We start from the raw sequence: 26,335 nt of genomic DNA on the forward strand, positions 1-26,335 counted from the left end.
CCTGAATTAAATCGCCTTCTCCCAATACAACGGCACGTTGCTCCGGCGTGACATCACTTCCACATAAGCTTTCACTTTCGGCGGGAAGTTGATTCCTTTAACGCAGGTGAGGTTGCGCAGGATCGGGAAGACGAGGATATCTTCTAAGGAAAGGGTGCCGTTAAGTGCGGTGTCTTTTTGGATTAAATCGGCAAGTTGGGTTAAATCGGGTGCGAGGCGGGCAAGATAGGTTTCGGTGTTTGCCAGATTTTCGGCGAAATTACCGATGGATTTTTTTTTATTTTCGGTGAAATAATTGACCGCACTTTGGGTGGCGTATTCGGCTAAGCCGAGGCGGGTAAAGCGTGGGATCACCAAATGGTTTTGATAGCCACCCACTTGTTTTAGCCAAACTTCAATTTCCGGACGAACCGTTTCCGATAACACTTTTTCGCCGTAGTTTTCATCAATATAGCGCACGATATCTAAACTTTCCGGCATGGCTTCGCCGTTTTCTTTGACTAAAATCGGCACGACTTTTTTGCCTACCAGACGGGTCGGCGTTTCCACGTCGTCATTTAGGATGGTCACCAATTCCACCGGTACATTTTTCAAGCCGAAAATCATGCGAGCGCGTACGCAAAACGGGCAATGGTCGTAAACGTAGAGTTTCATAAGGTCTCCTTTTGTTGTTGCTGTCGGGAAAGTGCGGTGGGTTTTGTGGGTGTTTTTCAAATATCACACTCCTTCTTCCGCCATCCTTTACGCTATCGAGCGATGTATAAGATTTAGACTTCCCCTCCCCCGTTTACGGGAGAGGGTGGAGAAAATCCGGAGGATTTTCGGAGGGAGAGGGGAATAAACTACAAGCTCCCCTCTCTCTGACGAAAATTGCTGAACGCAATTTCCGTCTGTCTCTCTCCCGCAAGCGGGCGAGAGGAAAAAAACAGCATTCGATCACACTAAGATGTAAAAAACACCGCCAAAACCCACCGCACTTTTTACATCACCACCACATCAAACTGCTCTTGGGTGTAGAACACCTCAGTTTTGACTTGGATTTGTTTGCCGATAAACACTTCCAATTCCGCCAGTAAGCCGTGGGATTCTTCGTTAATCAGGTAGTCGGCGACGGCGTGGGAGGCGTAAACCACAAATTGCTCGCTGGCGAAAACGTGATGCACGCGAATGATTTCGCGCATGATTTCGTAGCACACGGTTTCCACGGTTTTCACCCGTCCGCGCCCTTGGCAGGCGGGGCAATCGTCGCACAGAATGTGTTCTAAGCTTTCGCGCGTACGTTTGCGGGTCATTTCCACCAAGCCAAGTTGAGTGAAGCCGTTGACGTTGGTTTTCACCGGGTCGGAGGCGAGGGCTTCGCGCAAGGATTCCAGCACGCGATTACGGTGCTCTTCTTTTTGCATATCGATGAAATCGATAATGATAATGCCGCCGAGGTTGCGTAGTTGAAGCTGTTGGGCGATGGCTTTGGTGGCTTCGATGTTGGTGTTGAAAATGGTTTCTTCCAGATTGCGATGCCCCACGAACGCGCCGGTGTTGATATCGATAGTGGTCATGGCTTCCGTTTGTTCGATGATCAGGTAACCGCCGGATTTGAGGTTCACCCGCTTATCCAAGGCATTGTGAATGCCGTTTTCCACGCTGTACACATCAAAGAGCGGTTGATTTCCCGAGTATAAAATCAGTTTGTCGGTGAGGTTTGGAATAAATTCTTCGGTGAATTGTTTCACTTCGTTGAAACACAGTCGGGAGTCGATGTGAATACGGTCTAATTTGGCGCCAATAAAATCGCGCAAAATGCGTTGGGTGAGCGCCAGTTCGCCGTAAAGCATGGAGCGGGTCGGGTATTTAGCGCGACGCTCCAACACCTTACGCCATAAGCGTTTTAAAAACTCCGCATCTTGTTGCAAATCCAGCTCGCTGGCGCCTTCGGCGGCGGTGCGAATAATAAAGCCGCCCAGTTCATCACACAACGGCAGTACTAATTCTTTCAAACGGACACGTTCTTCTTCGCTTTCAATGCGTTGCGACACGCCCACATGGCTGTTTTCCGGCATGAACACCAGATAACGGGACGGCAAGGTAATGTCCGTGGTCAGGCGCGCGCCTTTGGTGCCGAGCGGATCTTTCACTACCTGCACAACGATGTCCTGCCCCTCGTGCACCAACTGGGCGATGTCTTTCACCACGAATTGCTTTTGTTCGTTTTCGTCCACACATTCGGTGTGCGAGACGATGTCCGAGGCGTGCAAAAAAGCGGCTTTTTCCAAGCCGATGTCCACAAACGCCGATTGCATCCCCGGCAGCACGCGGGTGACGCGTCCTTTGTAAATATTCCCCACAATGCCGCGTTTGCCTTGGCGTTCAATATGGACTTCTTTTAATAAACCTGTTTCTACGAGGGCAATGCGCGTTTCGTTAGGCGTCACATTGACCAATAATTCAACCGAATCCATAACTTCCCTGATGTTAAAGTTTGATAATTGTCTTGTCGGCTGATTAGTCTAACGAAAAGGAAAATAGAATAATAGGGGCAAATGCGGTAAAATGCGCCTCTTTTCACATTTTTAAAAAGTCTATGTACTAAGTATGTACTAAGGTTGGAACGATGTTTGGGTTAGATCCAACAATTGTCACATTTGTCATTTATATCGTCGGCATGCTCGGTATCGGGATTGCCGCTTACTACTACACCAAAAACTTCTCCGATTACATTCTCGGCGGACGCCGCTTAGGCAGCTTTGTCACCGCCATGTCCGCCGGCGCTTCCGATATGTCGGGCTGGTTATTGATGGGCTTACCCGGCGTTGTGTACCTTTCCGGATTAGTTGAAGGCTGGATCGCCATCGGTTTAACGCTCGGCGCTTACTTAAACTGGTTATTTATCGCAGGACGATTGCGCGTTTACACCGAATTCAACAACAACGCTTTAACCCTGCCCGAATATTTTCATCATCGCTTTGGCACGTCACATAATTTGTTAAAAATCGTATCCGCCACCATTATTTTGGTGTTTTTCACGATTTATTGCGCTTCCGGTGTCGTCGCCAGCGCGAAATTATTCCAGAATCTATTTTCAATCGAATATTCCACCGCACTTTGGTACGGCGCCCTTGCCACTATCGCCTACACTTTCATCGGCGGCTTTCTCGCCGTAAGCTGGACGGACACCATTCAAGCCACTTTAATGATTTTCGCCTTATTGCTCACGCCGATCTTTGTGGTGATCTCCATCGGCGGTGCGGATGAACTGCAAAATGTGTTACAACAGGCGGAAGCCGCCGCGCAAAAAGACTTTACCGATTTATTTCGCGGCACAACTACCATCGGCGTATTAAGCCTTGCCGCTTGGGGATTGGGCTATTTCGGACAACCACACATTCTCGCCCGTTTCATGGCGGCGGATTCCGTGCGCTCACTGAATAACGCACGCAAAATCAGCATGACTTGGATGGTGCTTTGTTTGGTCGGTGCTATCGCGATCGGCTTCTTCGGCATGGTATATTTTTATGCTAACGCAGATACCGCCTCCGCCGCGCTGGTCAACAAAGAACCGGAGCAGGTGTTTATCGAGCTATCCCGCATTTTGTTTAACCCGTGGATTGCCGGCGTGTTGCTGTCCGCCATTCTTGCCGCGGTGATGAGCACCCTAAGCGCGCAATTATTGATTTCCTCCACCGCCATTACAGAAGATTTTTATAAAGGCTTCATTCGCCCGAAAGCTTCCGAGAAAGAACTTATTTGGCTTGGTCGCGCCATGGTGTTGGTGATTGCAGGCATCGCCATTTGGATCGCGCAGGATGAAAAAAGCCAAGTGCTCAAACTGGTGGAATTCGCCTGGGCAGGCTTCGGTAGCGCATTCGGTCCGGTCGTATTATTTTCCTTATTTTGGAAACGCATGACCTCCACCGGTGCTATGGCGGGCATGCTGACCGGCGCAGTGACTGTGGTTGCTTGGAAAAAAGGACTGCCGGCAGACAGCAGTTGGGCACAGGTGTACGAAATGATCCCGGGCTTTTTGTTTGCCGCCCTAGCCATTGTGACAGTTTCCCTGCTCTCTAAAAAGCCTGATGCGGAAATTGCCGAAACCTTTGATAAAGCCCACAAAGCCTATAAAGACGCCTTATCACCGAGAGAATAACATGATTGATTTTCGCCCGTTTTACCAACAAATCGCCACCACCAACCTTTCACCGTGGCTGGAAACCCTGCCGTTACAAATAAAACAATGGCAACAACAAACTCACGGGGAATATGCCAAGTGGGCAAAAGTCTTGGAATTCCTACCGCACTTGAGCGCCGATCGTATCGAACTAAAAAGTGCGGTCAAATCCGAGCGGGATTCTGCGCTTTCCGACGGCGAAAAACAGCGCATTATTTATCACCTGAAACAGCTTATGCCGTGGCGCAAAGGCCCCTATGATTTGCTTGGTATTCATGTAGATTGCGAATGGCGTTCCGATTTCAAATGGGATCGCGTGCTCCCGCATCTTGCGCCGTTGCAGGATCGCACCATTTTAGATGTGGGTTGCGGCAGCGGATACCACATGTGGCGCATGGTGGGCGAAGGCGCAAAAATGGTGGTAGGCATTGACCCGACGGAATTGTTTTTGTGCCAATTTGAAGCGGTACGCAAACTGTTAAACGACGATCGCCGCGCCAATCTGATTCCGCTCGGCATCGAACAAATGCAACCGCTGGCGGCGTTTGATACGGTGTTTTCTATGGGGGTGTTATACCATCGAAAATCGCCGTTAGATCACCTCTCCCAACTGCGTGCGCAACTGGTTAACGGCGGTGAATTGGTGCTCGAAACCTTGGTGGTGGACGGCGACGAAAACACCGTGTTAGTACCGATGGATCGCTACGCCAAAATGAAAAACGTCTATTTTATTCCGTCTGTCGCCGCGCTGATTCATTGGTTACAAAAAACCGGCTTTAAAAACGTGCGTTGCGTGGATGTGGCGGTGACCTCCTTGGAAGAACAACGCAAAACCGACTGGTTGGAAAATGAATCTTTAATTGATTTTCTTGACTCGACGGATCACAGCAAAACCATCGAAGGCTATCCTGCGCCGAAAAGAGCGGTCATTTTGGCGAATAAATAAAGGAATTGCATTGAGATTCCAAGCCGAAAATAGTAAAGTAAGCAACCGTTGATTTTTATAACCTCAAGCTAAAAAAGGCGGAAAATTATGGGTAAAAGTGTTGTCGTTCTCGGCGCTCAATGGGGCGATGAAGGGAAAGGTAAAATCGTTGACCTGCTCACCGATCGCGTGAAATATGTGGTGCGCTACCAAGGCGGCCATAACGCCGGTCACACCTTAATCATCAACGGTGAAAAAACCGTTCTACGTTTAATTCCATCAGGCATCTTGCGCGATAACGTCACCTGCTTAATCGGTAACGGCGTGGTGCTTTCCCCTGCGGCACTCATGCAGGAAATGGGCGAATTGGAAAATCGCGGCGTAAATGTGCGCGACCGTTTGTTAATTTCCGAAGCCTGTCCGTTAATTCTGCCTTACCACGTTGCCATGGATCACGCCCGTGAAGCGGCGTTAGGCAAAAAAGCCATCGGCACCACCGGTCGCGGTATCGGGCCTGCCTATGAAGACAAAGTAGCACGTCGCGGTTTACGCGTAGGCGATTTATTTGATCGCGAACTGTTCGCCGAAAAACTCAAAAATATCCTCGACTACTACAACTTCCAATTAGTCAACTACTACAAAGTCGAACCTGTCGATTATCAAAAAACCTTAGATGACGTGTTCGCCGTTGCCGACATTATCACCGGCATGGTCGCCGACATCACCACCATCTTAGATACCGCCCGCAAAAACGGCGACAACATTTTATTTGAAGGTGCACAAGGCACCATGTTGGACATCGACCACGGTACCTATCCGTATGTGACCAGTTCCAACACCACCGCCGGCGGCGTGGCGACAGGTTCCGGTTTCGGTCCGCGCAATTTAGATTATGTGTTGGGTATCATCAAAGCCTACTGCACCCGTGTAGGCGGCGGTCCGTTCACAACCGAATTATTCGATGAAACAGGCGCAGAAATCGCCCGTAAAGGAAACGAATTCGGTGCGGTAACTGGCCGTCCGCGTCGTTGCGGTTGGTTTGACGCCGTGGCAATTCGTCGCGCCATTCAACTGAACTCCATTTCCGGTTTCTGCATGACCAAATTAGACGTGTTGGACGGTTTCGATGAAGTGAAAATCTGCGTGGGTTACAAAATGCCGAACGGCGACATCGTAGAATACGCGCCGCTTGCCGCGAAAGACTGGGAAGGCGTCGAGCCGATTTACGAAACCCTGCCGGGCTGGAAAGAAAACACTTTCGGCGTGACCGATGTAAACCAATTGCCGCAAACCTGCCGTAATTACATCAAACGTATTGAAGAAGTCACCGGCGTGCCGGTTGCCATCCTTTCCACAGGGCCGGATCGCGTACAAACCATGATTTTGCAAGATCCCTTTGCCGCGTAAAAACGCATGAGAAAATGACCGCACTTTTGAGCCATCAAAGTGCGGTTCTTTTTTGGAGAGTTTTTTTATGAATGAACAGGAAAAGAACGTCGTCGCCTATTTGACCGAACACCCCGATTTTTTCACGACACACACCGATTTGCTCGCCAAACTTTCAGTCGTGCATCCGCAAAAAGGCACGCTGTCGTTAGTGGAAGCCCAACTAGAACAGCAACGCCAACAAATCCACACCCTCACCGCATTCTTAGAAAAATTTCATCAACTCGCTTATCAGGAAGCGGACATTTTCTACGCGCTCATGCCGTTACAAAAGAAATTATTTCAGGCGGAAGATTTCCAACGCGGTGAAGAAAAACTCAGACAATGGGCGCAATCCTACGAACTGGACGGCGCGAAGATCTTGCTGTTTAGCGATGAATGGCAAAAAAACGAAGCCATTCCCGAGCAATATTGGATCGACCGCAAGGCGTTTGAACTCATCCGCTTGGAACGCCTCGGCTTACGCCAATTTTATTTGGGCGATTTAAGCAACAAAGAAAAACACCTGATGTTCCTGCCGGAAGAATTCCCCATCGGTTCCGTGGCAATCTGCCTGCTCGGCACCAAAACCACCCACAAACCCACCGCACTTTTACTCTTCACGTCCCGAGACACCACCCGCTTCCACAACGGACAAGACACCACATTCTTGAAACACATCGTGGATATTGTGGAGTTGCATTTGGGGCGGTGGGTATAAAAACCCCAAAAAATAAAGGCCACATAACGTGACCTTAAAAAAACACTGCTAAAACTAACCGCACTTTTAACCGTAATAGCGGTGGAAATAGTCGTCTTTGGTAGAGGCTTGGGCTTTGAGTCCGTTGAGGATCATGCCTTTTACCTGTACGCCAGCGTTGGCGAAACGTTGGCGGGAGACGTCGATTTCTTTTGGCGTGGTGTGGTCAAAGCGTGCGATGAGCAAGACCGTTCCCATGTGTTGCGCGATGACGGCGGCATCAGTGACGGCAAGTATCGGCGGTGCGGAAACGATCACCATGTCATAATTTGCCGATGCCCAATCCAATAGCTGCGCGAAACGGACGGAAGACAGCAATTCCGACGGGTTTTGCGGCGCTGTGCCACGGGTGATGACATGGAGGTAATCATTGGCAACCTGTACCGTTTGATCAAACGCCGTACCTTGGCTTAACACGTCCGCTAAACCGCTTTGGTTATCGAGGCGCAATAGCTTGTGCAAATAACCTCGACGTAAATCCGCGTCAATGAGCAGCACTTTTTTGTGGGTTTGAGCCATTAAATTAGCAAGGTTACCGGAAATAAAGCCTTTCCCCGCATTGGCAGTGACGCCGGAGAACATAACGCGGTTATTTTTAGCTTGGCTCAACAGATAATTGAGGTCGGTTCTTAGCCCTCGCAGGGCTTCGGCGGCTAAATCGTCAGGGAAGCGTTCCGATAACAAAATGGAGACATCACTGACTTTTTTCGACGACAGTTTGCGGGATAAAGCGTTTTGTTTATGGGCGTAAGGCACGGTGGCATAGACGTTTAAGCCGAGATCGGCAATCTCTTCCGTTCCTTTAATGCCTTTATTGGAGAAACTTTTCAGGATAACGATGGCACAACCTGCCATGCCGCCTAAGATGATGGAGAATATCAAAATCAGTAACTTACGCGGCGCAATCGGATCCGGCATCACTTGCGCCTGATCCAGAATGCGTACGTTGCTCACTGCACCGGCACGGATGACGTCAAGTTCCTGAATTTTATTTTGTAACTGAACGTAAATCTCTTGGTCGGATTCAAAATCGCGGGTTAAACGCACCACTTCTTTTTGTGTTTCCGGCAAGTTTTCCATGTCTTTGGTGAGACGGGCTTTTTCTTTCAATAAGACTTTACGTTGTTCCAGCAATGCAACGTAAGTCGGGTGGTTACGTTTGAAGCGTTGGGAAATTTCACTTTCTTTAATGGTCAACGCATTTAAATCTTCTTCCAGTTGGACCATGGTATCCAACATGGATTTGGCTTCTAAACCTAAATCTAACGAGGTGGTTTTTTGACGATATTGGTTTAATGCATTTTCCGATTGCGCCAAGCGCTCACGTACTTCCGGTAAGCGATTCTTCAAGAACTCCAGGCTTTTTTCCGCTTCGGCGGAGTTGCGCGCGGTGCTGTGACGAATATAACTTGCGGTGATGGCGCGTAATACGTCGTAAATATACTCTTTATCTTCGCCGTTCAGACTTAATGTGATAACGCCCGTGAGCTTACCCTGCTCTTCTACGGAAAGTTTTTTCTGTAACTCGGTGACGATTTTGAGTTCGTCTAATTTTTCCAAGGAAAAACGTTTACCCGGCTCGCCTTTTAAGTGTGTAACTTCAATATTCACGTCATCAGTATCATAGGTTTGACCGATTTTGCCTTCCAAAACCAATTTGCCGTCGTCATCAAACAAGCGGTATTCATCGGTGTTCGGGCCGATTTCCAACACAGCATTCTCCAATTCTTTACGTTTCGGAATAAAGCGGGAGGTGGTCAGTTCCGGCGTTTCACCGGTGAGCTTTTCCCAGCCTTTGCTGAAAAACGGGATGGTGTATTTAGGGGTGATTTGAGTGGAAAGATTTAAGTCTTCCGCTGCGCCCGTTAAAATCGCTCTGGATTTAATCACGGCGATTTCGGTGCCTGCGGAAGATTCCTGCTCAAACATGGTAGAAAGATCTTTCAACGCCCCGCCGGTGTATTTTGCTTCCACTTGAACGGACGCATTCGCCGTGTAAATCGACGGTGCCAATAAAGCATAAACTACCCCCAACACCACGAAGATGAAGGTGGTGTAAATAATAGTTCCCTTCCGATCCCAAAAGACGGCTAGCAGTTTACTCAGATCAATTACGTCATTCTGTTTTTTACTCATCATAAAACCCTTTGTTCGGCTTTTTTAATACCGGAAAACGGTAACTGTTACAAAAAAGCATTGATGGAAGAAATACCGCACAAATTCTCTCGGTATTTCATTCCTGATTAATCAAATTCGGACTATCGTCCCCATGTTCTGATTCTTAACGTACCCTCGGTTAAGTCGTTGTAACCGCTGATTGTCGGTACCACTTGTGAAATCACGCGGTTCCAGCGGGTAATTGGTGCGGTGGTGACATACACCACATCATGCGGACGTAAGTAGAATTCCGTCCCTAAGATATAAGCGGTCGGGTTGGTCACATCTAACTGATAGATATTCGCCACTTTTTCCACTTGCTCGCCCTTGTCGGTTTTCACCATTTCACGTGCACCGCGCTGACCACGAATGACGAAGATCCCCGTTGCGTCGGAAGACAGTTTGTCAATACCGCCACTGGCACTAATGGCTTCCGTTAAGGTCATACCGTTACGTCCGATGGTAAGGAATTGCGGTTGCACTACTTCGCCCACCACAAAGATTTTCATGGTGTCGTTGCGCGGAATATGCACGATGTCACCGTTAGTCAATAAGCGGTTTTGGGTTAAATCGCCACGTTGAATTAACGCTTCCACGGAAACCGTTTCATCTCTGCCGTTACGGGTGATTTTCACATTATGCCAGTCGGCATGATCGGATAAGCCCCCCGCTTTGTTGATGGCATCCAACAATGTCAGAGGCACATTGCTGATGAATTGTTGCCCCGGCGATTTCACCTCACCGGTCACGTAGGCTTTTTGTGATTTAAAGGCGGCAACATTTACTTCTACCTGCGGATCAGCGATGTAACCGGCTAAAGATTTGGTTAAGCGATCGCGAATTTGCTGTACGGTTAAACCGGCAACTTTCACGGAACCCACATAAGGATAGAACATTGTACCGTTGGCATGCACTTGGTTACCTGCTTCGGAGGCGGAACGATAAGAACCTGCCGGCGTGGTTAATTCCGGATGATCCCACACAGTGACATTTAACACATCGCCCGGACCGACGCGATATTGATACCCTTTCACGGCGCTATCTAAGCGGGTGTTAGAACGGGCGGAGGCATTCACCGGAGAAAGTTGGCGCAATAATTGCGGCGTAATCAAATAAGCATCCACGGCTTTTGCATAATCCACTTTTTCACCGACGACTTCGGCTTTTTTGGTCATTGGTGAACCTGAACTTGGCAACAAAACGGAACAGGCCGAAAGTGAAAACACGGCACCGACCAAAAAGAGAGATTTACTGAGTTTTTTCATAATTTCAATCGTTATAGTATGGGCTTGTGAAACGTCAAGCCGAGGTTAATCATTCGAATTTTGTTGTCTTGTCCAGACAAAATCCGCCAGTTCACTGACAGGGTGATAACCTGTCGGCGCGTTTAATAATAGACGGCGAATTTCTTCGCAATCATTATTATCGCAAGCTTTTTCCAGCTGACTAATCAGCGAGTTCAACTCATTTAACGGCAAATACACTTCTCTTGCCGTCATGATTCGTTCATGATAGGTCGGTTCGACATTGTCATCACCAATCAAAAGCTCTTCATAAAGCTTCTCCCCGGGTCTTAAACCGGTAAAACGAATTTCGATTTCACCCTCAGGATGTTCTTCATCACGAATGCTGAAGCCTGAAAGTTTAATCAGGTTGCGGGCTAAATCCACGATTTTTACCGGTTCGCCCATGTCTAAAATAAACACATCACCACCTTTCGCCATCGCCCCGGCCTGAATCACCAGCTGTGCAGCTTCCGGAATGGTCATAAAGTAACGAATAATGCGTTTATCGGTCACTGTGATCGGCCCGCCCTGTTCAATTTGTTTCTTGAACAACGGGATAACGGAACCGGAAGAACCCAATACGTTGCCGAAACGCACCATAGAGAATAGGGTGTCGTGGGATTTACCTTTTTCCTTCGCCAACGCCTGCAAGCAAAGTTCGGCAATGCGCTTGGTGCTGCCCATGACGTTAGTCGGACGCACCGCTTTATCGGTGGAAATCAAGACGAAAGATTTTACGCCCGCCGCAATCGCCGCTTTTGCCGTGTTGTAAGTACCGAAAATATTGTTCTGCACCCCTTCGACCACGTTATATTCCACCATCGGCACATGTTTATATGCCGCCGCGTGGTAAACGGTTTCCACTTGGAAAGTCTGCATGATGTCCGTCAAACGTTGGGTATTTTGTACACTACCCAATAACGGGAAAATGATTACATCCTGAATTCCTTCCTTACGCATGATGTCTTTCAAATCCTGCTCAATGGCATACAACCCATATTCGGAAATTTCAAACAACAGCAACAGTTTCGGACGATTACGGATAATCTGACGACATAATTCGGAACCAATCGAACCACCTGCGCCTGTCACCATGACAATCTGCCCACGAATATTTTTACTGAACAGTTCCGGCACCGGATCAACAGGATCGCGACCCAATAAATCAATAATATTGATTTCTTTCATGTCTGCGATATTAATTTTGCCGTCCACCAATTCCGTTAAGCCCGGCAACTCCATAATGCGCAAATGGGATTGGGACAAAAACTCGACAATTTCATTTTTTCTGGCTCGGCTGACTGACGGTAAAGCAATCAGTATTTCATCGATTTCGTAACGTTTTAACGCCTCTAACCCGGCTTCCGCAGAATAAATTTTCAATCTGCCCGCACGGCGGTTGATTAAATTTTTATCGTCATCAATGAAAAATAACGGCACATGCTCGTCGGAATTCACCAACGTCTGCGCGATTTGCTGACCTGCCGCACCCGCACCGTAAATGGCAATACGCTTACTGACCTTGCTGGAACTTAAAATGTTACGCACCAATAGACGAATAATGGTTCGACTGAGTAAAACCCACAGGAACATCATAAAACCGAACATCAGAATGACCGATGTCGGAATAAAGGTATTTGTCCAATTTTTCAGTAAAAATAACGCGATAACGGTCATTGCCGTGGCGATAATCAATCTGAAAATCAGGTTTTCATTAAATGTGCGAATGACAAAATGGTAAATTCGACAAATAAATAAACATGCCACCGCAAGTACCGCAATCCACACTTCGCTTAAATAAATTTGCGGCACGATGTAATAGATGGAAACATCAAATAGGCGTAGGGAATAGCACATCCACAACAAAATCGGAAAAACCAACAGATCCATTAACATCAGACCCGCTACTTTTGCCCACATGGATGCAATCACCAACCTTGCAATAAAAGACTTTATCACGATATATCGCCTCTTAATTACGCCTCGTCGGCCAATTGTTTGATCACGCTTTTAATCGCTTGGCGGCAACGTTCAAGACTTTGCTCGCTTAAGGTTGGGTGCACTAGGAACATCAAGCTTTCCTCGCCTAATTTCACCGCATTTTTTAACCGCACTTCTGGTCGCCATGGTGTACCGTCAAAGGCTTTTTCTAAATACACTTCGGAGCAAGAACCGCTGTAACAAGGCACATTCTGATCATTAATCGCCTGCATAATACGATCTCTCGACCAACCAGCCGGCAACGCATCAGAATTCACTTGCACATAGCATTTGTAGGCGGCGTGCAGATAATCCTGATTCGGTTTATGTACGGTAAAATACGGGCTGCCTTCAAACGCGTCTAAAACCAATGCCATATTGGCATTGCGTTTTGCCGTCCAATCCGCCATACGTTTTAACTGAATTCGCCCAAGCACCGCCTGCACTTCCATCATGCGCCAGTTGGTGCCGAAAGAATCGTGCAACCAGCGGAATCCCGGCGGATGTTGTTTGTTATATACGGTGTCGTAATCTTTACCGTGATCTTTGTACGACCACATTTTTTTCCACAGCGCTTCATCATTGGTCGTCACCATACCGCCTTCACCGCCGGTGGTCATGATTTTGTCCTGACAGAACGACCAAGCGCCAATGTGTCCGATAGACCCTGCCGGTTTACCTTTATACTTCGCGCCATGCGCCTGCGCGCAGTCTTCGAACACATATAAGCCTTTTTCTTGCGCCAACGCCATAATCGGATCCATATCGCACATCCAGCCCGCCAAATGCACGCAAATAATGGCTTTCGTGTTCGGTGTTAATACGGCTTCAATGGTGCGACGGGAAATATTTTGCGAATCTAATTCCACATCGGCAAAAATCGGATTGGCGCCTGCGGTCACAATAGAGCTGGCAGAAGCTAAAAAGGTGCGGGATGTCACGATCACATCATCGCCCGGGCCGATATTCAGCACTTTTAACGCCACATCCAACGCCACCGTGCCGTTCATCAACGCCACCGCGTATTTGGTTTGACAATAGGCGGCAAATTCCTTTTCAAACTCACGACATTCTGTGCCCGTCCAGTAGTTTACTTTATTGGATAAAATCACCTGCGAAACGGCATCCGCTTCTTCTTGGGTAAATGACGGCCAAGGTTCAAAAGACGTATTAAGCATAATTATTCCTTACTAACAAAAGGTTAAAGCACAGATATTAATTCTGACCATTCAGAAATATAAAAGTGCGGTAGAAATTCCGAGTGAATATTAAAGTCCTGTTTATGGATATTGTTGCCTTTATCCCGTAAACAAATGGTTTCCCAGCCAAGTTTATTCGGCGTCACAAAATCTTTTTTCGGGTTGTCGCCGATATAAATATATTTTTCACATTGAAGAGCATCTTGTACGCTCAGAAAATTTTTCGGATCCGGTTTTTCACTGCCGATTTCTTCAGAAATCACCACAAAATCCAATTTATTTTCTAACTCCAACGCTTTTAACTTATTACGCTGAGTAATGGATCGCCCGTCGGTAATCACCGCCAATTTATAATCCTTACTCAACTTCGTTAATATTTCCTGCGTATTATTGAATAATTTAATTTCCGGTTGATGATGGCGATACCAATCCAATAATGTCGTTAATTCAACCTGATATTTATCGGTTAAATATTGGAAGGCATTTTCACCGTGGTGATATAACTTGACTAAATGATCGAATAAAGGCTTCCAATCTTCCGGTTCCAATCGCATGGCAATATGTTTATAGCCGGAATATAAAAAATCGATTTCCGCATAGAGCGTGTCATCCAAATCTAAAACCAAGGCTTTATTTTTCATAGTGATGCACCAACACTTCTGCGTCATAACGCAACATTAAGAGGTTATCTTCCCAATCACCGAATACCGGAATTGCTTCATTAAAGAAATATTCTTTAATCAACCACTGCGGATAATTCGCGCGCGCCAAATAACTTAAGGGATAACCGCCGCCAAAACGCGGGTTAATTTCAATGCCTAATACGTTAAACTGCGTTTTATGATAAAAAACCTGCACCGTAATACAGCCGCGTGCGCCTTTTAAATGGGAAAGTTTTTCCGTTAATACATCAATAATTTGATTTTTCTTGGTGACGCCTTTATTAATTTCACCGGCGCGCACAAAAATACGTTTTCTCGGCACGACACACTTTAAGACGGAGTGTTTATCGAAATAACAATCCACCGTATATTCGTCATACTCTTCCGGTGAAATGTATTGCATGAATAACAATTCCGGATTATTTAAATTTTCTTCCGTTAAATCGACCGCACTTTTTGCCACAAAAATGCCTTTACTTAGGCTACCGTTATAGGGTTTGGCAAATAAGGGGAATTGCAAATTATCACGATCAAATTGTTTTGGAATATCAATGCCGTATTCGGTAAATAGATCATGGGTTAAGCGTTTATCGCGGCATTTTCTAATCAATTCGGCATCGCTAATGGAAATGGCAATACCATGATTTTTAAATAATTCATGATGCTCGCTTAAAATTAACAGCTCCGTATCAATGGTCGGCACAATTAACTTAATCTGATTTTCAAGACAAATTTGCAACAAGGTGTCGATGTAGTTTTTATCCGTCACACGTGGCACTTGGAAATAGCCGTCCGCTACATGACAAGCCGGCGCAAGAATCGGATTTAAATCCACGGTTAACACTTTGCCGTTCGGTACTAATTTTGTCAGTTCGGTTTGAAATGCCTGAACCAAAGAAACGCGTTGTCCCGCTGATGTAATTAGAATATTCATGATTTTTTATTTCCCTCAAATTTAGGCATTGTGGCGTCATTCACCGCATTGATATCGTCTTTTGCGATAACTTTTTGCACGGTTTTAAACAAAATTTTTAAATCCAGCCAAAAGGATTGATTCTCCACATACCAAGTGTCCAGCTCGAATTTTTGTTCCCAACTGATAGCATTACGTCCGTTAACTTGCGCGTAGCCCGTAATACCGGGTTTCACATCATGGCGTTTGGCTTGTTTTTCGTTATAGAGCGGTAAATATTCCATTAATAAGGGACGCGGACCAACCAAACTCATCTCGCCTTTTAACACGTTCCAAAGCTCCGGCAGTTCGTCCAAACTGGTAGCGCGTAGCATTTTACCGAAAGGGGTTAAACGATCCGCATCAGGCAAGGGATTGCCTTCTGCATCCACGGCATCTTTCATGGTACGGAATTTAATCATCTCAAAAGGTTTGCCATGCAAGCCCGGACGGGTTTGTTTAAACAACACCGGTGAACCTAAATTCTTCTTCACTTTGTAAGCAACAAGGAAATAAACAGGCGAAAGCACCAACAGCGCCAACGCGGAAACAACAATATCAAAAATGCGTTTTAACATAATGACTTACCTATTATTCTTAGCAAATACGTCATGCTTATTCAGGATCATATCGATTAACACCAAAAACATCGGATACCACACCAACGGTAGCCTGAAAATGGATGATGGCACCCAAACAATCCAACAGAAATTGGCGATCATGAATAAAATAAAAATCTTTTCTTTACAGCTTAATGCACCGCTGTTCAGCACATAAAATGCAGAGAACAGCAAAAAACCGATAAAACAAACAAAGGCGAAAATACCGAACGCCAAATACACTTCAATAAAGAAACTGTGCGGGTTGGTGTAACCAAGCGGGAAACTGAGTTTAATTTGATCGAAATAATGAATGTAATCACGTGGACCATAACCTAACCAGAGCACCTTAAAGTTGTCGATAAAAGTGGTGTAAATTTCGGTACGATAGCCTACGGATTTATCGTCATTCATGGAGAAAATCGCCAAGGAGAAACGCTCGATAGGACGTTCCAACCATTCGATACGGGATAACTGAATGAAGACTTCCTGCAACCAAGACAGATTAAAAATAAACAGCATAATCACGCAGCCAAGTAAAACATACACGGCTTTGAAATACACCGAGGCATTGAGGAAAAGCAACAACATCAACATTAGCAAATAACTTGCCAATACGCTTCGGGAGGCACTGACTACCACCACAATACCCATCATGAATAACAACGCATAGCCGATGGCTTTTAATTTAAGACTTGTCCCGCGAATGATAAAAAAGAAGCCCACGGCAGCTGCAAGGGAAACAATGACCACCGCTTGGTCGTTGGTGTTGAAGAAGAACCCTTTAAATGCTTTATCGGTCACGGTTAATTCTTCGTTACCCGACACCAACTGAATGCCCAGCCCCGCTTCAATGAAGAAACCTAACAAGACGAATAAGGAAATCCCTAACAACAGGAATCTCATGTCATTTTCTCCGTTACGATGACGGAAGGCGAGGAAGGAATAGTGGAAGGTGAAAATTACAATCCCGAAGAAGAATAAGTCCACCAGCTTTTCCGTAGAAAAGGAACTCAACACCGATAAGAAACCGAAAAAGAAAATACCATATAAGGGCATCAAGAATTTCAGAAAGTCCGTTTCAATTTTGTGTGCAAATAAGGCGATCCCCGACAAAATAAAGAAAACCGACCCTAACGCACTGTCCAAACGCGGCAGTCCGGCAAGATTAGACAGCGCGGGCGATAACACGGTCAGCCCTACGCTGAATAATAAGAGTAATTTAAATACGTCGGTACGTTGAATCTTCATCTAAATAACTTTCTTTATAAGTTGCATAATGTTTTGGTACGAATGTTCCCGTAAAAAACGCTCTTGCGCCAAACGTTGGTTGATCACAGACATATGTTCCAATCGTCTCGGGTCCTGCGCCAATTGATTTAACAAATCGGCAAGTTGCTCATAATTACCCGCCAAATATTGAATTCCACCGCCTTCACCAAGCAGTTTTTCCACTTCCGGCTGTTCCTGACAGCTTAAAATCGGCAAACCACAGCAAATGTAATCGGATAATTTATTGGTAATACTGCCTTGCGATGTCGCTTTAATGGCGTTTAACGCCACATCGGAGTTCGCCAATATATCCATGGCATCGTCATAGCTATGGACCCCAAGAAACGACACATAGCCACCCAATTCTTCATTTAATTCCCGCAAAGCAGGTTCGTGCGGTCCGGTACCGATAAACTGAATCTTGACCTGTTCATGACAAAGCGGTGCGGCGCGGACAATGGTTTCCAAATCATAACTGCCCGCCATCGTGCCTAAATAAGTGGCAACCAATTTTTCTGTGGTTTTGTTTTTATTCTCACGATAGAACAAAGCATCACCGCCGATATACACGGCAGTTTTTAAATCCGACGGCAGATTTTTTACATCCGCCCGTTGTAAGTAAGTTTCGGACACTGCCACCAGCGCATCAGCATGAGCATAGGTTTCGTTGGCATAAAGCGTGATCGGATACATCAGGGTTTTGCCCAACGCGCCCGATAAAAAAGAAACCGGCCCGGCAATGGCTTCAGGCCATACGTCTTGCACATCGATAATTAATTTGTAGCCTTTTTCCGCTTTGTATTTACCCAAAATATAATTGGTGCGGATGAGCGGATAAGCAGAATATGCCACATCAATTTTTTTCTCATAATTACGCAAAAAGGTTTCAAAATGGCGACAAAATTGATGATGGCTTAGCAAACGTTGAACACTAACATTTTTGGCATAGCCCGGTTCATCCAATAACACCACTTCCACACCCTCAAAGTGCGGTCGATTTTCGCGGTGTTTTTTCAAGAAATGGCAATATTTGCTGGTGACTAACGTCACATCAAATTCCTTGGCAAGCAATTTGGCAAGGTAAATAAACCGATTCATCCCCATTTCATCGGGAAAGGTCACATAAGGCGCAACCAATAAAATATGCTTTTTATCTTGCATTTCTTCTTATTCCTTTGACAAAACCGAACATCATTTTAAAGTCCGACCATTTCGGCACGATGTTCATAAATGCACCGCTGTGCGTAACCTGATCGAAAGCCTTCAAACGTAAAACCAAATCCATTGTGTAAGCGACGGTGGTTGCTAATGAAGCGCCGATTAAACCGAACAGTGGCACTAAACATAAACTTAAGGTTGCATTAATGCCGAAAACCCAATAGGAGTTTTTCAAATTCAGTTCGGCAAATCCGCGGGCGGCAAGATCGTTGGCTAAAATGCGCGATGGCGTCCACGCCAAAATCCCCGGCAACAGCAACAACACCACATAAACCGCTTGGTTGTAGGCTTCACCGAATAATAAATCCACCACAACAGGGGCGACGACGGCAAAAGCAACACCGATAATTAACGTCACCAATAAAGTCATTCTTGCGCTGTCTAAGGTCAGTTTTGCCACTTCTTTGGCATCGCTACCCTCGCCTAATTTATTGGATAAGCGCGGTAATAACACGGTGCTCACTGCTTGCGACGGCAACCAAAGTTTTTCCGCCAACTGCATTCCCACGGAATAAATCCCCACCACTACCGGCGTGGTGAAATAGCCGAGAATCAACAGCGAAGAACGGTAATTCAGCAACGTAATAATGTTACTTAAATGGGATTTCAGTCCGTAACCGATAAATTCACGCAAGAACTTAAAAATCGGATAAGTTTCGATTTTGATGAGCTTCAAAATGATCCGCATCAAAATGATAAAACTCAGCCAATGGCTCACTACATAAGCAATCAGTACGGATTCCACATTATTCGACAGCAACACCGCAATGAGTGAAATAACGAAAATCATCGCCGGTTGCGCTACACATAAGATGTTGAACCATTTAAAATTCTGCATTGCCTGCACGAGGGACGGCAACACAGTGAAAAAAGTTTGCGGCAACAGTGAAGCAATAGATAAATACAGCAACATTACCGGTACGTCTTTAAAGAAATAGGCGCCGAAATAATGCACCACTACCGTTAAAACTAACGCGGTCAGCAGTGAAATCAAGGTTAACAACACCAAATTGGCATATAACGCCTGTCTTTCATTCACAATTTTTCTGCCGATGGCGTAAATGTTGACGCTTTGCAAACCGAAGGTAATCATTTGCGAGAACAACGTCGGCAATAAAATCGCTAAGGTGTATTGCCCCATTTGTTCCGTGCCAAGACCTCTGGCGATAATAATCAGGGTCACGACTTGTAACACGCCGACTAAAATTTGTCTGACAAAAACCATCGATATCAAATTAATCATAGTGTTATTTATTCTTTAAAATAGCTTCATAAATCCCGTGCAATCTGCGCACAAACGCCGATTCGGAATAGGTGGCGATACAACGGGTTTTGATCGATTCATGATCAAACTTATCCCGATTCGCCAATAAATCTAAAATACCTTGCGCCAAGGCGCTTTTATCATTCACCGGAACAAACAAACCATCCTGCTCCGTTAAAATCGACTCCGGCCCACCACATAAGGTCGCCACCACCGGTGTGCCTTGCGACAAGGCTTCAATCACCACCACACCGAAAGTTTCAATATGGCTGGACAGCACAAAGGCTTGGCTTTCTTGCATTAAACGACGCACCTCGGGGCGAGTCTGTGCACCGAGTAACACCACATTATTTTGTAATCCAAGTTGCGTAATTAATGAGGATAAATTGGCTTTTTCCGGACCGTCGCCGGCAATCATTAAACGCAAGTGCGGGTGCGTTTTCAACACGATCACAAAGGCATTAATCAGTACATCAAAACCTTTCTTTTGATGCAAAAAACCCACGGCACAAAGCTGTTCTTTTCTGGCAACATCAACACCGTTTTGCTCAATAAACACGTTATCCAGCAGATTCGGGAACACTTCCCAATCTTTGCCGTTTAACATCGCTTTTAAAATATCCGCTAAACTTTTGCTGACCGCCAACAATTTTCCTGCGCCCTGTTCGGCACGTTTTAATTGTGGTAATTCCCAATTTTGCACCAAGCCTCGACCATACACGGTGCTGTGTTCGGTGACACAATAAGGAATGTTGTATTTGTCATGAATGGCAACGGCTAAAGGCCCTGCGTGTAACAAACTATGCACGTGCAATACATCAGGTTTGCCTTGCTCTTTCACATAGCGTTCAAATAACGCAAGACCGGCATTTACCCAGCGTTTGCTGTCCACATAAGGCACTTTGGGGAACCACGCCACGCCGTGTTTGAAATAAGTGGCGACGTCACCGTCTTGCCATAATTCTTCATCATATCTGCCGAACACCGCGCGTTTGCCTAAACGCAAAGAACGCAACTGCGGTACGATAACGCCGACTTTGTCCCCGCTACGCGCCAACGCCTGCGCCTGTTCTCGAAAGAAACAGCCGTTTAAATCGTTTTGATGTAACGGATACCAAGAAGGCAACAGCAAAATATGCATTACAATTCCTTATACAAACGTAACAGTTTTTGCGCGTATTCTTTCGGTTCGCACTCGCGAATAATCAAATCGTAGGCATTTTTGACCGCACTTTCTGTCTGATTTTTCTCATCGAGGGTTTTAATCACCGCTTCCGCCATGGCAGGAATATCTCGCGGTTCAATCAAATGCCCCGTTTGGTCATTAATAACGATTTCTTCAATACCGGCAGCACGGAAGGCACACACCGGCACTTTCATGATCATAGCTTCGACGATGGAATTGGACAGTCCTGCACCGGTATCACCGTCCACCACTAAGGGACTAACGAATACGTCGATGTCATCCATAAAGGTGGCGACATCGGTAATTCTGCCTAAAAATTGCACCTGCTGATCGATACCTAAATCCACCGCCAGTGTTTCCAATGTGGCGCGATGATTACCGTCACCGCCAATAACAAAACGGAGTTGTCGATCCGCATTGTTTTTCAGCATGTATTTGGCTAATTCCAAAAACAGTTCCACGCTACGTCCTTCACGCAAGGCGGATAAAGTACCGATAGTGAAATTCTCTTTGTCTAGCGATTTCATCGGCTTGTCCGTCGGCGTTAAACGATAGGCGTTATACACATAGTCGGTTTGTGCTGCCGGATAGCCATAACGAATCAGTTTTTGCTGTTCCAACTTGCAATTACCTAAACCACGCACGCCCATTTTGCTGAAAAACGGCACGACTTTTTGATAAGTTTCATGATCCAAGCCACGGGATGTCCAGAAAATCTTCACGTTTTTATTTTTGAAGCATTTCTTTGCCAACCAGATAAACGGCAACGGACGCGCCATTTGGGCATGAATCACATCAATTCGATTGTCGTTGACGGTTTTCACCAGCTTAAACACATAATCAAGGAGTTTAAGCGGATTTTTGGTGTGACAATCTGCGTTAATTTGCTGCACGCCAAGTTTTTCGATACGTTCAAATAACGGGCCTGTTTTGCCAAATACCCCAACGAATTCCACCAATGGCGTTAATTCCGTGGCGGCAATCAGCGTGGCAATTTCCGTGCCGCCGATATGCCCCATATCACTTACCAGCAATACGCGTAAATTTTCTCGCTCCATCAATCAATCCTACGCCAACGCCTCAACGATGATTTGCTGTTCTTCTAAAGTCATATACGGATGCATCGGCAAGCTCATAACACGTTCTGCGATCTTATCGCCAATCGGTAAATTCGATTGCGCATCGGCAACTGCCGGTTGTTTATTTAGCGGAATCGGATAATGCACGGCAGTCGGAATACCTTGTGCTTTCAGTTTTTCCTGCACTTCGGCACGGTTATCTACTTGAATCGTATATTGCGCCCAAGCACTACGGTTATGTTCTTCCACGAACGGTGTGGAGGTAATGCCTGCGGCTTGGAATAAATCGTTGTAGTTTGCAGCTACGACCTGACGGGCAAGGATTTCATCTTCTAAGATTTCCAATTTCGGCAATAAAATGGCTGCCTGCAAGGTATCCAAACGACTGTTTACGCCCACACGAATATGATGGTAACGACGATCTTGTCCATGACGCGCAATTTGACGAATCACGGTTGCTAATGTTTCATCGTTAGTGAAAATCGCCCCGCCGTCGCCGTAGCAACCCAAAGGTTTGCTCGGGAAAAAGCTGGTGCAAGAAATGGTAGATAAATTACCGCTCTTACGGCCTTTATAGGTTGCACCGAAACTTTGCGCCGCATCTTCAATCACCGGCAGGTTGTATTTTTGCGCAACCTGATTAATAGCATCAAAATCAGCACATTGACCGTACAAACTCACCGGAATAATCGCTTTGGTGCGTGGCGTAATCGCTGCTTCCAATTTCGCGACATCAAGATTGTAGGTTTTAGGATCGACGTCCACATAAACCGGTTTCGCACCTAATAGCGCCACAGTTTCTGCAGTAGCGATATAAGTAAAGCCTGGGGTAATCACTTCATCGCCCACACCAATCCCCAATGCCATTTGCGCAATTTGCAAGGCATCGGTGCCGTTGGCACAAGTAATGCAATATTTTGCGCCTGTGTAAGCTGCTAGCTTTTCTTCCAGCTCGGTCACTTCCGGCCCTAAAATATATTTTCCGTGGGTTAATACTTTCTGAATGCCCGCATCAATTTTGGCTTTAATGCGTGCTTGCTGTGCGTTTAAATCAATAAATTCCATCTTGCTTCCCCATTTACAATTTCGTCACTTTGTTACCGTCTAAGCGATAAATCGCACCCGTATGTTCACAACGGGCTTCGCCTTGACCTTCCAAAGGCAAATCAAGCTGTTCGCCGTATTCGCTCATCCAACCGATTTGTTTCGCCGGCACGCCGACCATCAGGGCATAATCCGGTACATCACGATTAATCACCGCACCGGCGCCGATAAAGGCATAAGCACCAATGGTCACGCCACACACAATGGTGGAATTGGCACCAAGGGTCGCGCCTTTTTTCACAAGGGTATCGCGATATTCGCTTTTTCGTTCAATCAGAGAACGCGGGTTATAAACGTTGGTAAATACCATGCTTGGCCCGCAAAATACGCCCTCTTCCAAATGCACGTTGTCATACACGGAAACGTTATTTTGCACTTTGCATTTATCCCCGATGGTGACTTTGTTGCCGACAAACACATTTTGTCCCAGTGACACGCCTTTGCCGATTTTGGCGCCGCCGCAAACGTGAGCGAAATGCCAAATACGCGAACCTTCGCCGATTTGCGCGCCTTCATCAATGATCGCGGTTTCGTGTTGATAGTAATCCATCGCTTTTTTATCCGTTGTGAAAAACATTTAAAAAATCGACCGCACTTTTGACGTTATCCGCCCAAAGCGCAGTCGATATCCTTATACAAAATTTCCTATTTCAATACTTTCGCTAAGAACGGATGCGGGTGTGCTGGGTTCTTAATGATGTCTGCCGTACGAATGTGTTCTACGGTTTCAATGGCGGTGCGGTTTTCTTCCAAACCATAGCCTTTGCCTTCCAACACTAATTGATAGTTTTGGGTGTGCAAATCCGTAAAGCCACCGGAAAATTCCAGTTCTTCGTTTTCGATGGTAATGCTGCGGTAAGTGAGTTTTTCACCTTGTATCGCATTTGGTGGGAGATTATTGGCATCAATGGATAAGAACCAACGCACGCGCGCACGTTCATATTCCAAATAGCCGGAAACGGTTTTTTCATCGCGGTAATACACTTCGTTTTTGACCACTTTGCCGAAAATGAAATGCAACATATCGTAGAAATGCACGCCGATATTGGTTGCTACACCGCCGGATTTTTCATCGAAACCTTTCCAAGATTTCAAATACCATTTTCCGCGTGAAGTGAGATAGGTTAAATCAACGTCAAACACTTTATCTGCCGGAGCGGCAGCCACTTTGTCGCGTAATGCAATAATGGATGGATGCAGTCGTAATTGCAGAATAGAATTGACTTTGGCGCCGTATTTCTTTTCGTACTGACTTAACATATCCAAATCGGAAGAATTCAACACCAACGGTTTTTCACAAATTACATCAATGCCGTTTTTCAGTGCGAATTTCATGTGTGGTGCGTGTAAGTAGTTTGGCGAGCAAATGGCAACGTAGTCCAACTTTTCACCTTTTAATTTTTGATCTTCCACAAAGGCTTCGAATTCTTCAAACTCGGTGAAAAATTCCGCTTCAGGGAAGTGGCTGTCCATGATCCCGACAGAATCATTCACGTCCATCGCCACCACCAGGGTATTGCCGGTATCTTTAATTGCTCTTAAATGTCGGGGGGCGATGTAACCGCCCGCACCGATTAATGCAAATTTTTTCATATTCTGCTTTCCTTAAAATTTATAAACGGAACACGCTGAAACCTTGCTCTGCCAAGGTGTCGCGATTAAAGAGACTTTTCACGTCCGCCAATACCGGTTTTTCGGTGCGAACATAAGAACGCAAGGTTTTAGAATCCAAATCACGGAATTCTTTATGCCCCACGGCAACCACCAAGGTATCCACCGGGTGTTTGGCATCAATGGAAGCGAGTTCTAAACCGTATTCTTCCTTCACTTCCTCTGCGTCTGCCCAAGGGTCGGCAATCACCACTTCCACGCCCCAGTTTTCAAATTCTTTGATCATATTCACCACTTTACTGTTGCGAATATCCGGGCAGTTTTCTTTGAAAGTCACACCTAAAATACCCACTTTGGCACGCGCCACATCAATATTGTTATTGATCATCATTTTAATGGTGCTTTGAGCTACATAATTCGCCATATCGTCATTAATACGACGACCGGCTAAAATCACTTGCGGGTTATAGCCTACTTCTTCCGCTTTATGGGTAAGATAATAAGGATCCACACCGATACAGTGTCCACCCACTAAGCCCGGACGGAATGGCAAGAAGTTCCATTTACTGCCGGCAGCTTCCAACACATCTAAGGTATCAATGCCGATACGCTCAAAAATAATGGATAGCTCATTGATTAACGCAATATTCAAATCGCGTTGGGTGTTTTCAATCACTTTCGCCGCTTCCGCCACTTTAATGCTAGACGCTTTATGGGTGCCTGCTGTGATGATGCTTCCGTAAATTGCATCCACAATATCTGCAATTTCCGGTGTGCTACCGCTGGTGATTTTCTTAATTTTGGTTAACGTATTAACTTTATCGCCCGGGTTAATGCGCTCAGGGCTGTATCCAACAAAGAAATCCTCATTGAATTTCAAACCGGAAACCTGCTCTAAAATCGGCACGCACACTTCTTCGGTTGCACCCGGGTAAACTGTGGATTCATATACCACAATGTCACCTTTTTTCAGCACTTGACCGACGGTTTTGCTCGCTTTTTGTAATGGAGTGAGATCAGGACGATTGACATCGTCGATAGGGGTTGGCACAGTCACAATAAAGAAATTACATTCTTTTAACTTCGCCAAATCTGCGGTATAGGAAAGATGCGTTGCGGCCTTTAAATCTGCCGGTGCCACTTCCAATGTGCGATCTTTACCTGATGTTAATTCCTCAATTCGCTCCTGATTAATATCAAAACCTACAGTTGCGATTTTTTTGCCAAACTCGACGGCTAAAGGTAAACCTACATAACCCAAGCCAACGACGCCGATTTTATAATTTTTAAGATCCATAGATGACATCTCTGTGTATTTAACTTAATGGCTTGAATTTATCTTTACATACTTGAAAAATCCCGCCACCCATAAAAAATCCCGATAAATATTATTTAATAGAACTAGATGTGATACAGCTAGGACTTTAAATCGATAAAAATAGTTCATAAAGAAAATCTGGTCTAACCACTAAACAAAATTAAAAAAACCGATAA

Annotated in this window: 22 protein-coding genes; 4 read left to right on the forward strand and 18 right to left on the reverse strand. The window is 45.7% G+C overall.

Annotated elements, in window-relative coordinates; genetic code table 11:
- Positions 1–6: 6 nt before the first annotated feature.
- Together grxB and rng are read right to left on the reverse strand one after the other, a co-directional pair.
- Positions 7–654: a glutaredoxin 2 gene (gene grxB, locus DK430_RS00820; RefSeq protein ID WP_109077224.1), complete on the reverse strand. Its 648-nt coding sequence runs from the start codon at positions 652–654 to the stop codon at positions 7–9.
- Between the two features lie 326 nt (positions 655–980).
- Entirely contained in the window at positions 981–2,456 is a 1,476-nt protein-coding gene (gene rng / locus DK430_RS00825) for a ribonuclease G (protein ID WP_109077225.1), read from the reverse strand.
- A gap of 152 nt (positions 2,457–2,608) precedes the next feature.
- On the opposite strand from rng, the gene putP reads away from it, so the two are divergent.
- The 4 genes from putP to DK430_RS00845 all read left to right on the forward strand — a co-directional run bounded on the left by putP (position 2,609) and on the right by DK430_RS00845 (position 7,233).
- Positions 2,609–4,141 (forward strand): sodium/proline symporter PutP, encoded by a 1,533-nt coding sequence (gene putP, locus DK430_RS00830; protein ID WP_109077226.1) that lies wholly within the window; start codon positions 2,609–2,611, stop codon positions 4,139–4,141.
- A 1-nt stretch (position 4,142) separates the two neighbouring features.
- The gene (gene cmoB, locus DK430_RS00835) at positions 4,143–5,108 is read left to right on the forward strand and encodes a tRNA 5-methoxyuridine(34)/uridine 5-oxyacetic acid(34) synthase CmoB (RefSeq protein WP_109077227.1); all 966 of its coding nucleotides are present in this window, start codon (positions 4,143–4,145) and stop codon (positions 5,106–5,108) included.
- 87 nt (positions 5,109–5,195) lie between these two features.
- Positions 5,196–6,494, forward strand: a complete 1,299-nt coding sequence (gene purA, locus DK430_RS00840; protein ID WP_109077228.1) for an adenylosuccinate synthase — start codon at positions 5,196–5,198, stop codon at positions 6,492–6,494.
- A 67-nt stretch (positions 6,495–6,561) separates the two neighbouring features.
- A complete protein-coding gene (locus DK430_RS00845; protein ID WP_109077229.1) occupies positions 6,562–7,233 on the forward strand; it encodes a DUF484 domain-containing protein in 672 nt (223 codons plus the stop codon).
- 66 nt (positions 7,234–7,299) lie between these two features.
- On the opposite strand, the gene DK430_RS00850 is transcribed toward DK430_RS00845, so the two are convergent.
- From DK430_RS00850 to tviB, 16 genes are all read right to left on the reverse strand, one after another.
- Positions 7,300–9,411, reverse strand: coding sequence for a polysaccharide biosynthesis tyrosine autokinase (locus DK430_RS00850; protein ID WP_239496769.1), 2,112 nt, complete (start codon positions 9,409–9,411; stop codon positions 7,300–7,302).
- A gap of 119 nt (positions 9,412–9,530) precedes the next feature.
- Positions 9,531–10,694 (reverse strand): polysaccharide export protein, encoded by a 1,164-nt coding sequence (locus DK430_RS00855; RefSeq protein ID WP_109077231.1) that lies wholly within the window; start codon positions 10,692–10,694, stop codon positions 9,531–9,533.
- Positions 10,695–10,739: 45 nt separating this feature from the next.
- On the reverse strand, positions 10,740–12,671 hold the full coding sequence (locus DK430_RS00860) for a polysaccharide biosynthesis protein (RefSeq protein ID WP_109077336.1): 1,932 nt from the start codon (positions 12,669–12,671) through the stop codon (positions 10,740–10,742).
- A 20-nt stretch (positions 12,672–12,691) separates the two neighbouring features.
- Positions 12,692–13,873 (reverse strand): DegT/DnrJ/EryC1/StrS family aminotransferase, encoded by a 1,182-nt coding sequence (locus tag DK430_RS00865; protein ID WP_109077232.1) that lies wholly within the window; start codon positions 13,871–13,873, stop codon positions 12,692–12,694.
- Between the two features lie 23 nt (positions 13,874–13,896).
- Entirely contained in the window at positions 13,897–14,535 is a 639-nt protein-coding gene (locus tag DK430_RS00870) for an HAD family hydrolase (RefSeq protein WP_109077233.1), read from the reverse strand.
- Entirely contained in the window at positions 14,525–15,490 is a 966-nt protein-coding gene (locus DK430_RS00875) for an ATP-grasp domain-containing protein (protein ID WP_109077234.1), read from the reverse strand. Before DK430_RS00875 ends, DK430_RS00870 begins: the two co-directional genes overlap by 11 nt.
- Positions 15,487–16,086: a sugar transferase gene (locus DK430_RS00880; RefSeq protein ID WP_109077235.1), complete on the reverse strand. Its 600-nt coding sequence runs from the start codon at positions 16,084–16,086 to the stop codon at positions 15,487–15,489. Before DK430_RS00880 ends, DK430_RS00875 begins: the two co-directional genes overlap by 4 nt.
- A 6-nt stretch (positions 16,087–16,092) precedes the next feature.
- Positions 16,093–17,358 (reverse strand): O-antigen ligase family protein, encoded by a 1,266-nt coding sequence (locus DK430_RS00885; protein ID WP_109077236.1) that lies wholly within the window; start codon positions 17,356–17,358, stop codon positions 16,093–16,095.
- Positions 17,359–18,540, reverse strand: coding sequence for a glycosyltransferase family protein (locus DK430_RS00890; RefSeq protein WP_109077237.1), 1,182 nt, complete (start codon positions 18,538–18,540; stop codon positions 17,359–17,361).
- Positions 18,530–19,840 (reverse strand): flippase, encoded by a 1,311-nt coding sequence (locus DK430_RS00895; RefSeq protein WP_109077238.1) that lies wholly within the window; start codon positions 19,838–19,840, stop codon positions 18,530–18,532. Before DK430_RS00895 ends, DK430_RS00890 begins: the two co-directional genes overlap by 11 nt.
- A 4-nt stretch (positions 19,841–19,844) precedes the next feature.
- Positions 19,845–21,002 (reverse strand): glycosyltransferase, encoded by a 1,158-nt coding sequence (locus DK430_RS00900; protein WP_109077239.1) that lies wholly within the window; start codon positions 21,000–21,002, stop codon positions 19,845–19,847.
- Entirely contained in the window at positions 21,002–22,105 is a 1,104-nt protein-coding gene (locus DK430_RS00905) for a glycosyltransferase (RefSeq protein ID WP_109077240.1), read from the reverse strand. The genes DK430_RS00900 and DK430_RS00905 overlap by 1 nt, the downstream gene beginning before the upstream one ends.
- Positions 22,106–22,114: 9 nt before the next feature.
- Positions 22,115–23,191 (reverse strand): DegT/DnrJ/EryC1/StrS family aminotransferase, encoded by a 1,077-nt coding sequence (locus DK430_RS00910; protein ID WP_109077241.1) that lies wholly within the window; start codon positions 23,189–23,191, stop codon positions 22,115–22,117.
- A 13-nt stretch (positions 23,192–23,204) separates the two neighbouring features.
- Positions 23,205–23,780: an acyltransferase gene (locus DK430_RS00915; protein WP_109077337.1), complete on the reverse strand. Its 576-nt coding sequence runs from the start codon at positions 23,778–23,780 to the stop codon at positions 23,205–23,207.
- Positions 23,781–23,875: 95 nt separating this feature from the next.
- A complete protein-coding gene (locus DK430_RS00920; RefSeq protein ID WP_109077242.1) occupies positions 23,876–24,823 on the reverse strand; it encodes a Gfo/Idh/MocA family protein in 948 nt (315 codons plus the stop codon).
- Positions 24,824–24,842: 19 nt separating this feature from the next.
- On the reverse strand, positions 24,843–26,138 hold the full coding sequence (gene tviB / locus DK430_RS00925) for a Vi polysaccharide biosynthesis UDP-N-acetylglucosamine C-6 dehydrogenase TviB (protein WP_109077243.1): 1,296 nt from the start codon (positions 26,136–26,138) through the stop codon (positions 24,843–24,845).
- Positions 26,139–26,335: the final 197 nt, after the last annotated feature.

Source organism: Aggregatibacter kilianii, from assembly GCF_003129965.1.
Lineage (GTDB): Bacteria > Pseudomonadota > Gammaproteobacteria > Enterobacterales > Pasteurellaceae > Aggregatibacter > Aggregatibacter kilianii_A.

Bases quoted from the DNA above. Each gene is read 5' to 3' on its own strand.
- grxB (WP_109077224.1), bottom strand. From the start codon at position 654: ATGAAACTCTACGTTTACGACCATTGCCCGTTTTGCGTACGCGCTCGC.
- rng (WP_109077225.1), bottom strand. From the start codon at position 2,456: ATGGATTCGGTTGAATTATTGGTCAATGTGACGCCTAACGAAACGCGC.
- putP (WP_109077226.1), top strand. From the start codon at position 2,609: ATGTTTGGGTTAGATCCAACAATTGTCACATTTGTCATTTATATCGTC.
- cmoB (WP_109077227.1), top strand. From the start codon at position 4,143: ATGATTGATTTTCGCCCGTTTTACCAACAAATCGCCACCACCAACCTT.
- purA (WP_109077228.1), top strand. From the start codon at position 5,196: ATGGGTAAAAGTGTTGTCGTTCTCGGCGCTCAATGGGGCGATGAAGGG.
- DK430_RS00845 (WP_109077229.1), top strand. From the start codon at position 6,562: ATGAATGAACAGGAAAAGAACGTCGTCGCCTATTTGACCGAACACCCC.
- DK430_RS00850 (WP_239496769.1), bottom strand. From the start codon at position 9,411: ATGATGAGTAAAAAACAGAATGACGTAATTGATCTGAGTAAACTGCTA.
- DK430_RS00855 (WP_109077231.1), bottom strand. From the start codon at position 10,694: ATGAAAAAACTCAGTAAATCTCTCTTTTTGGTCGGTGCCGTGTTTTCA.
- DK430_RS00865 (WP_109077232.1), bottom strand. From the start codon at position 13,873: ATGCTTAATACGTCTTTTGAACCTTGGCCGTCATTTACCCAAGAAGAA.
- DK430_RS00870 (WP_109077233.1), bottom strand. From the start codon at position 14,535: ATGAAAAATAAAGCCTTGGTTTTAGATTTGGATGACACGCTCTATGCG.
- DK430_RS00875 (WP_109077234.1), bottom strand. From the start codon at position 15,490: ATGAATATTCTAATTACATCAGCGGGACAACGCGTTTCTTTGGTTCAG.
- DK430_RS00880 (WP_109077235.1), bottom strand. From the start codon at position 16,086: ATGTTAAAACGCATTTTTGATATTGTTGTTTCCGCGTTGGCGCTGTTG.
- DK430_RS00885 (WP_109077236.1), bottom strand. From the start codon at position 17,358: ATGAAGATTCAACGTACCGACGTATTTAAATTACTCTTATTATTCAGC.
- DK430_RS00890 (WP_109077237.1), bottom strand. From the start codon at position 18,540: ATGCAAGATAAAAAGCATATTTTATTGGTTGCGCCTTATGTGACCTTT.
- DK430_RS00895 (WP_109077238.1), bottom strand. From the start codon at position 19,840: ATGATTAATTTGATATCGATGGTTTTTGTCAGACAAATTTTAGTCGGC.
- DK430_RS00900 (WP_109077239.1), bottom strand. From the start codon at position 21,002: ATGCATATTTTGCTGTTGCCTTCTTGGTATCCGTTACATCAAAACGAT.
- DK430_RS00905 (WP_109077240.1), bottom strand. From the start codon at position 22,105: ATGGAGCGAGAAAATTTACGCGTATTGCTGGTAAGTGATATGGGGCAT.
- DK430_RS00910 (WP_109077241.1), bottom strand. From the start codon at position 23,191: ATGGAATTTATTGATTTAAACGCACAGCAAGCACGCATTAAAGCCAAA.
- DK430_RS00915 (WP_109077337.1), bottom strand. From the start codon at position 23,780: ATGGATTACTATCAACACGAAACCGCGATCATTGATGAAGGCGCGCAA.
- DK430_RS00920 (WP_109077242.1), bottom strand. From the start codon at position 24,823: ATGAAAAAATTTGCATTAATCGGTGCGGGCGGTTACATCGCCCCCCGA.
- tviB (WP_109077243.1), bottom strand. From the start codon at position 26,138: ATGGATCTTAAAAATTATAAAATCGGCGTCGTTGGCTTGGGTTATGTA.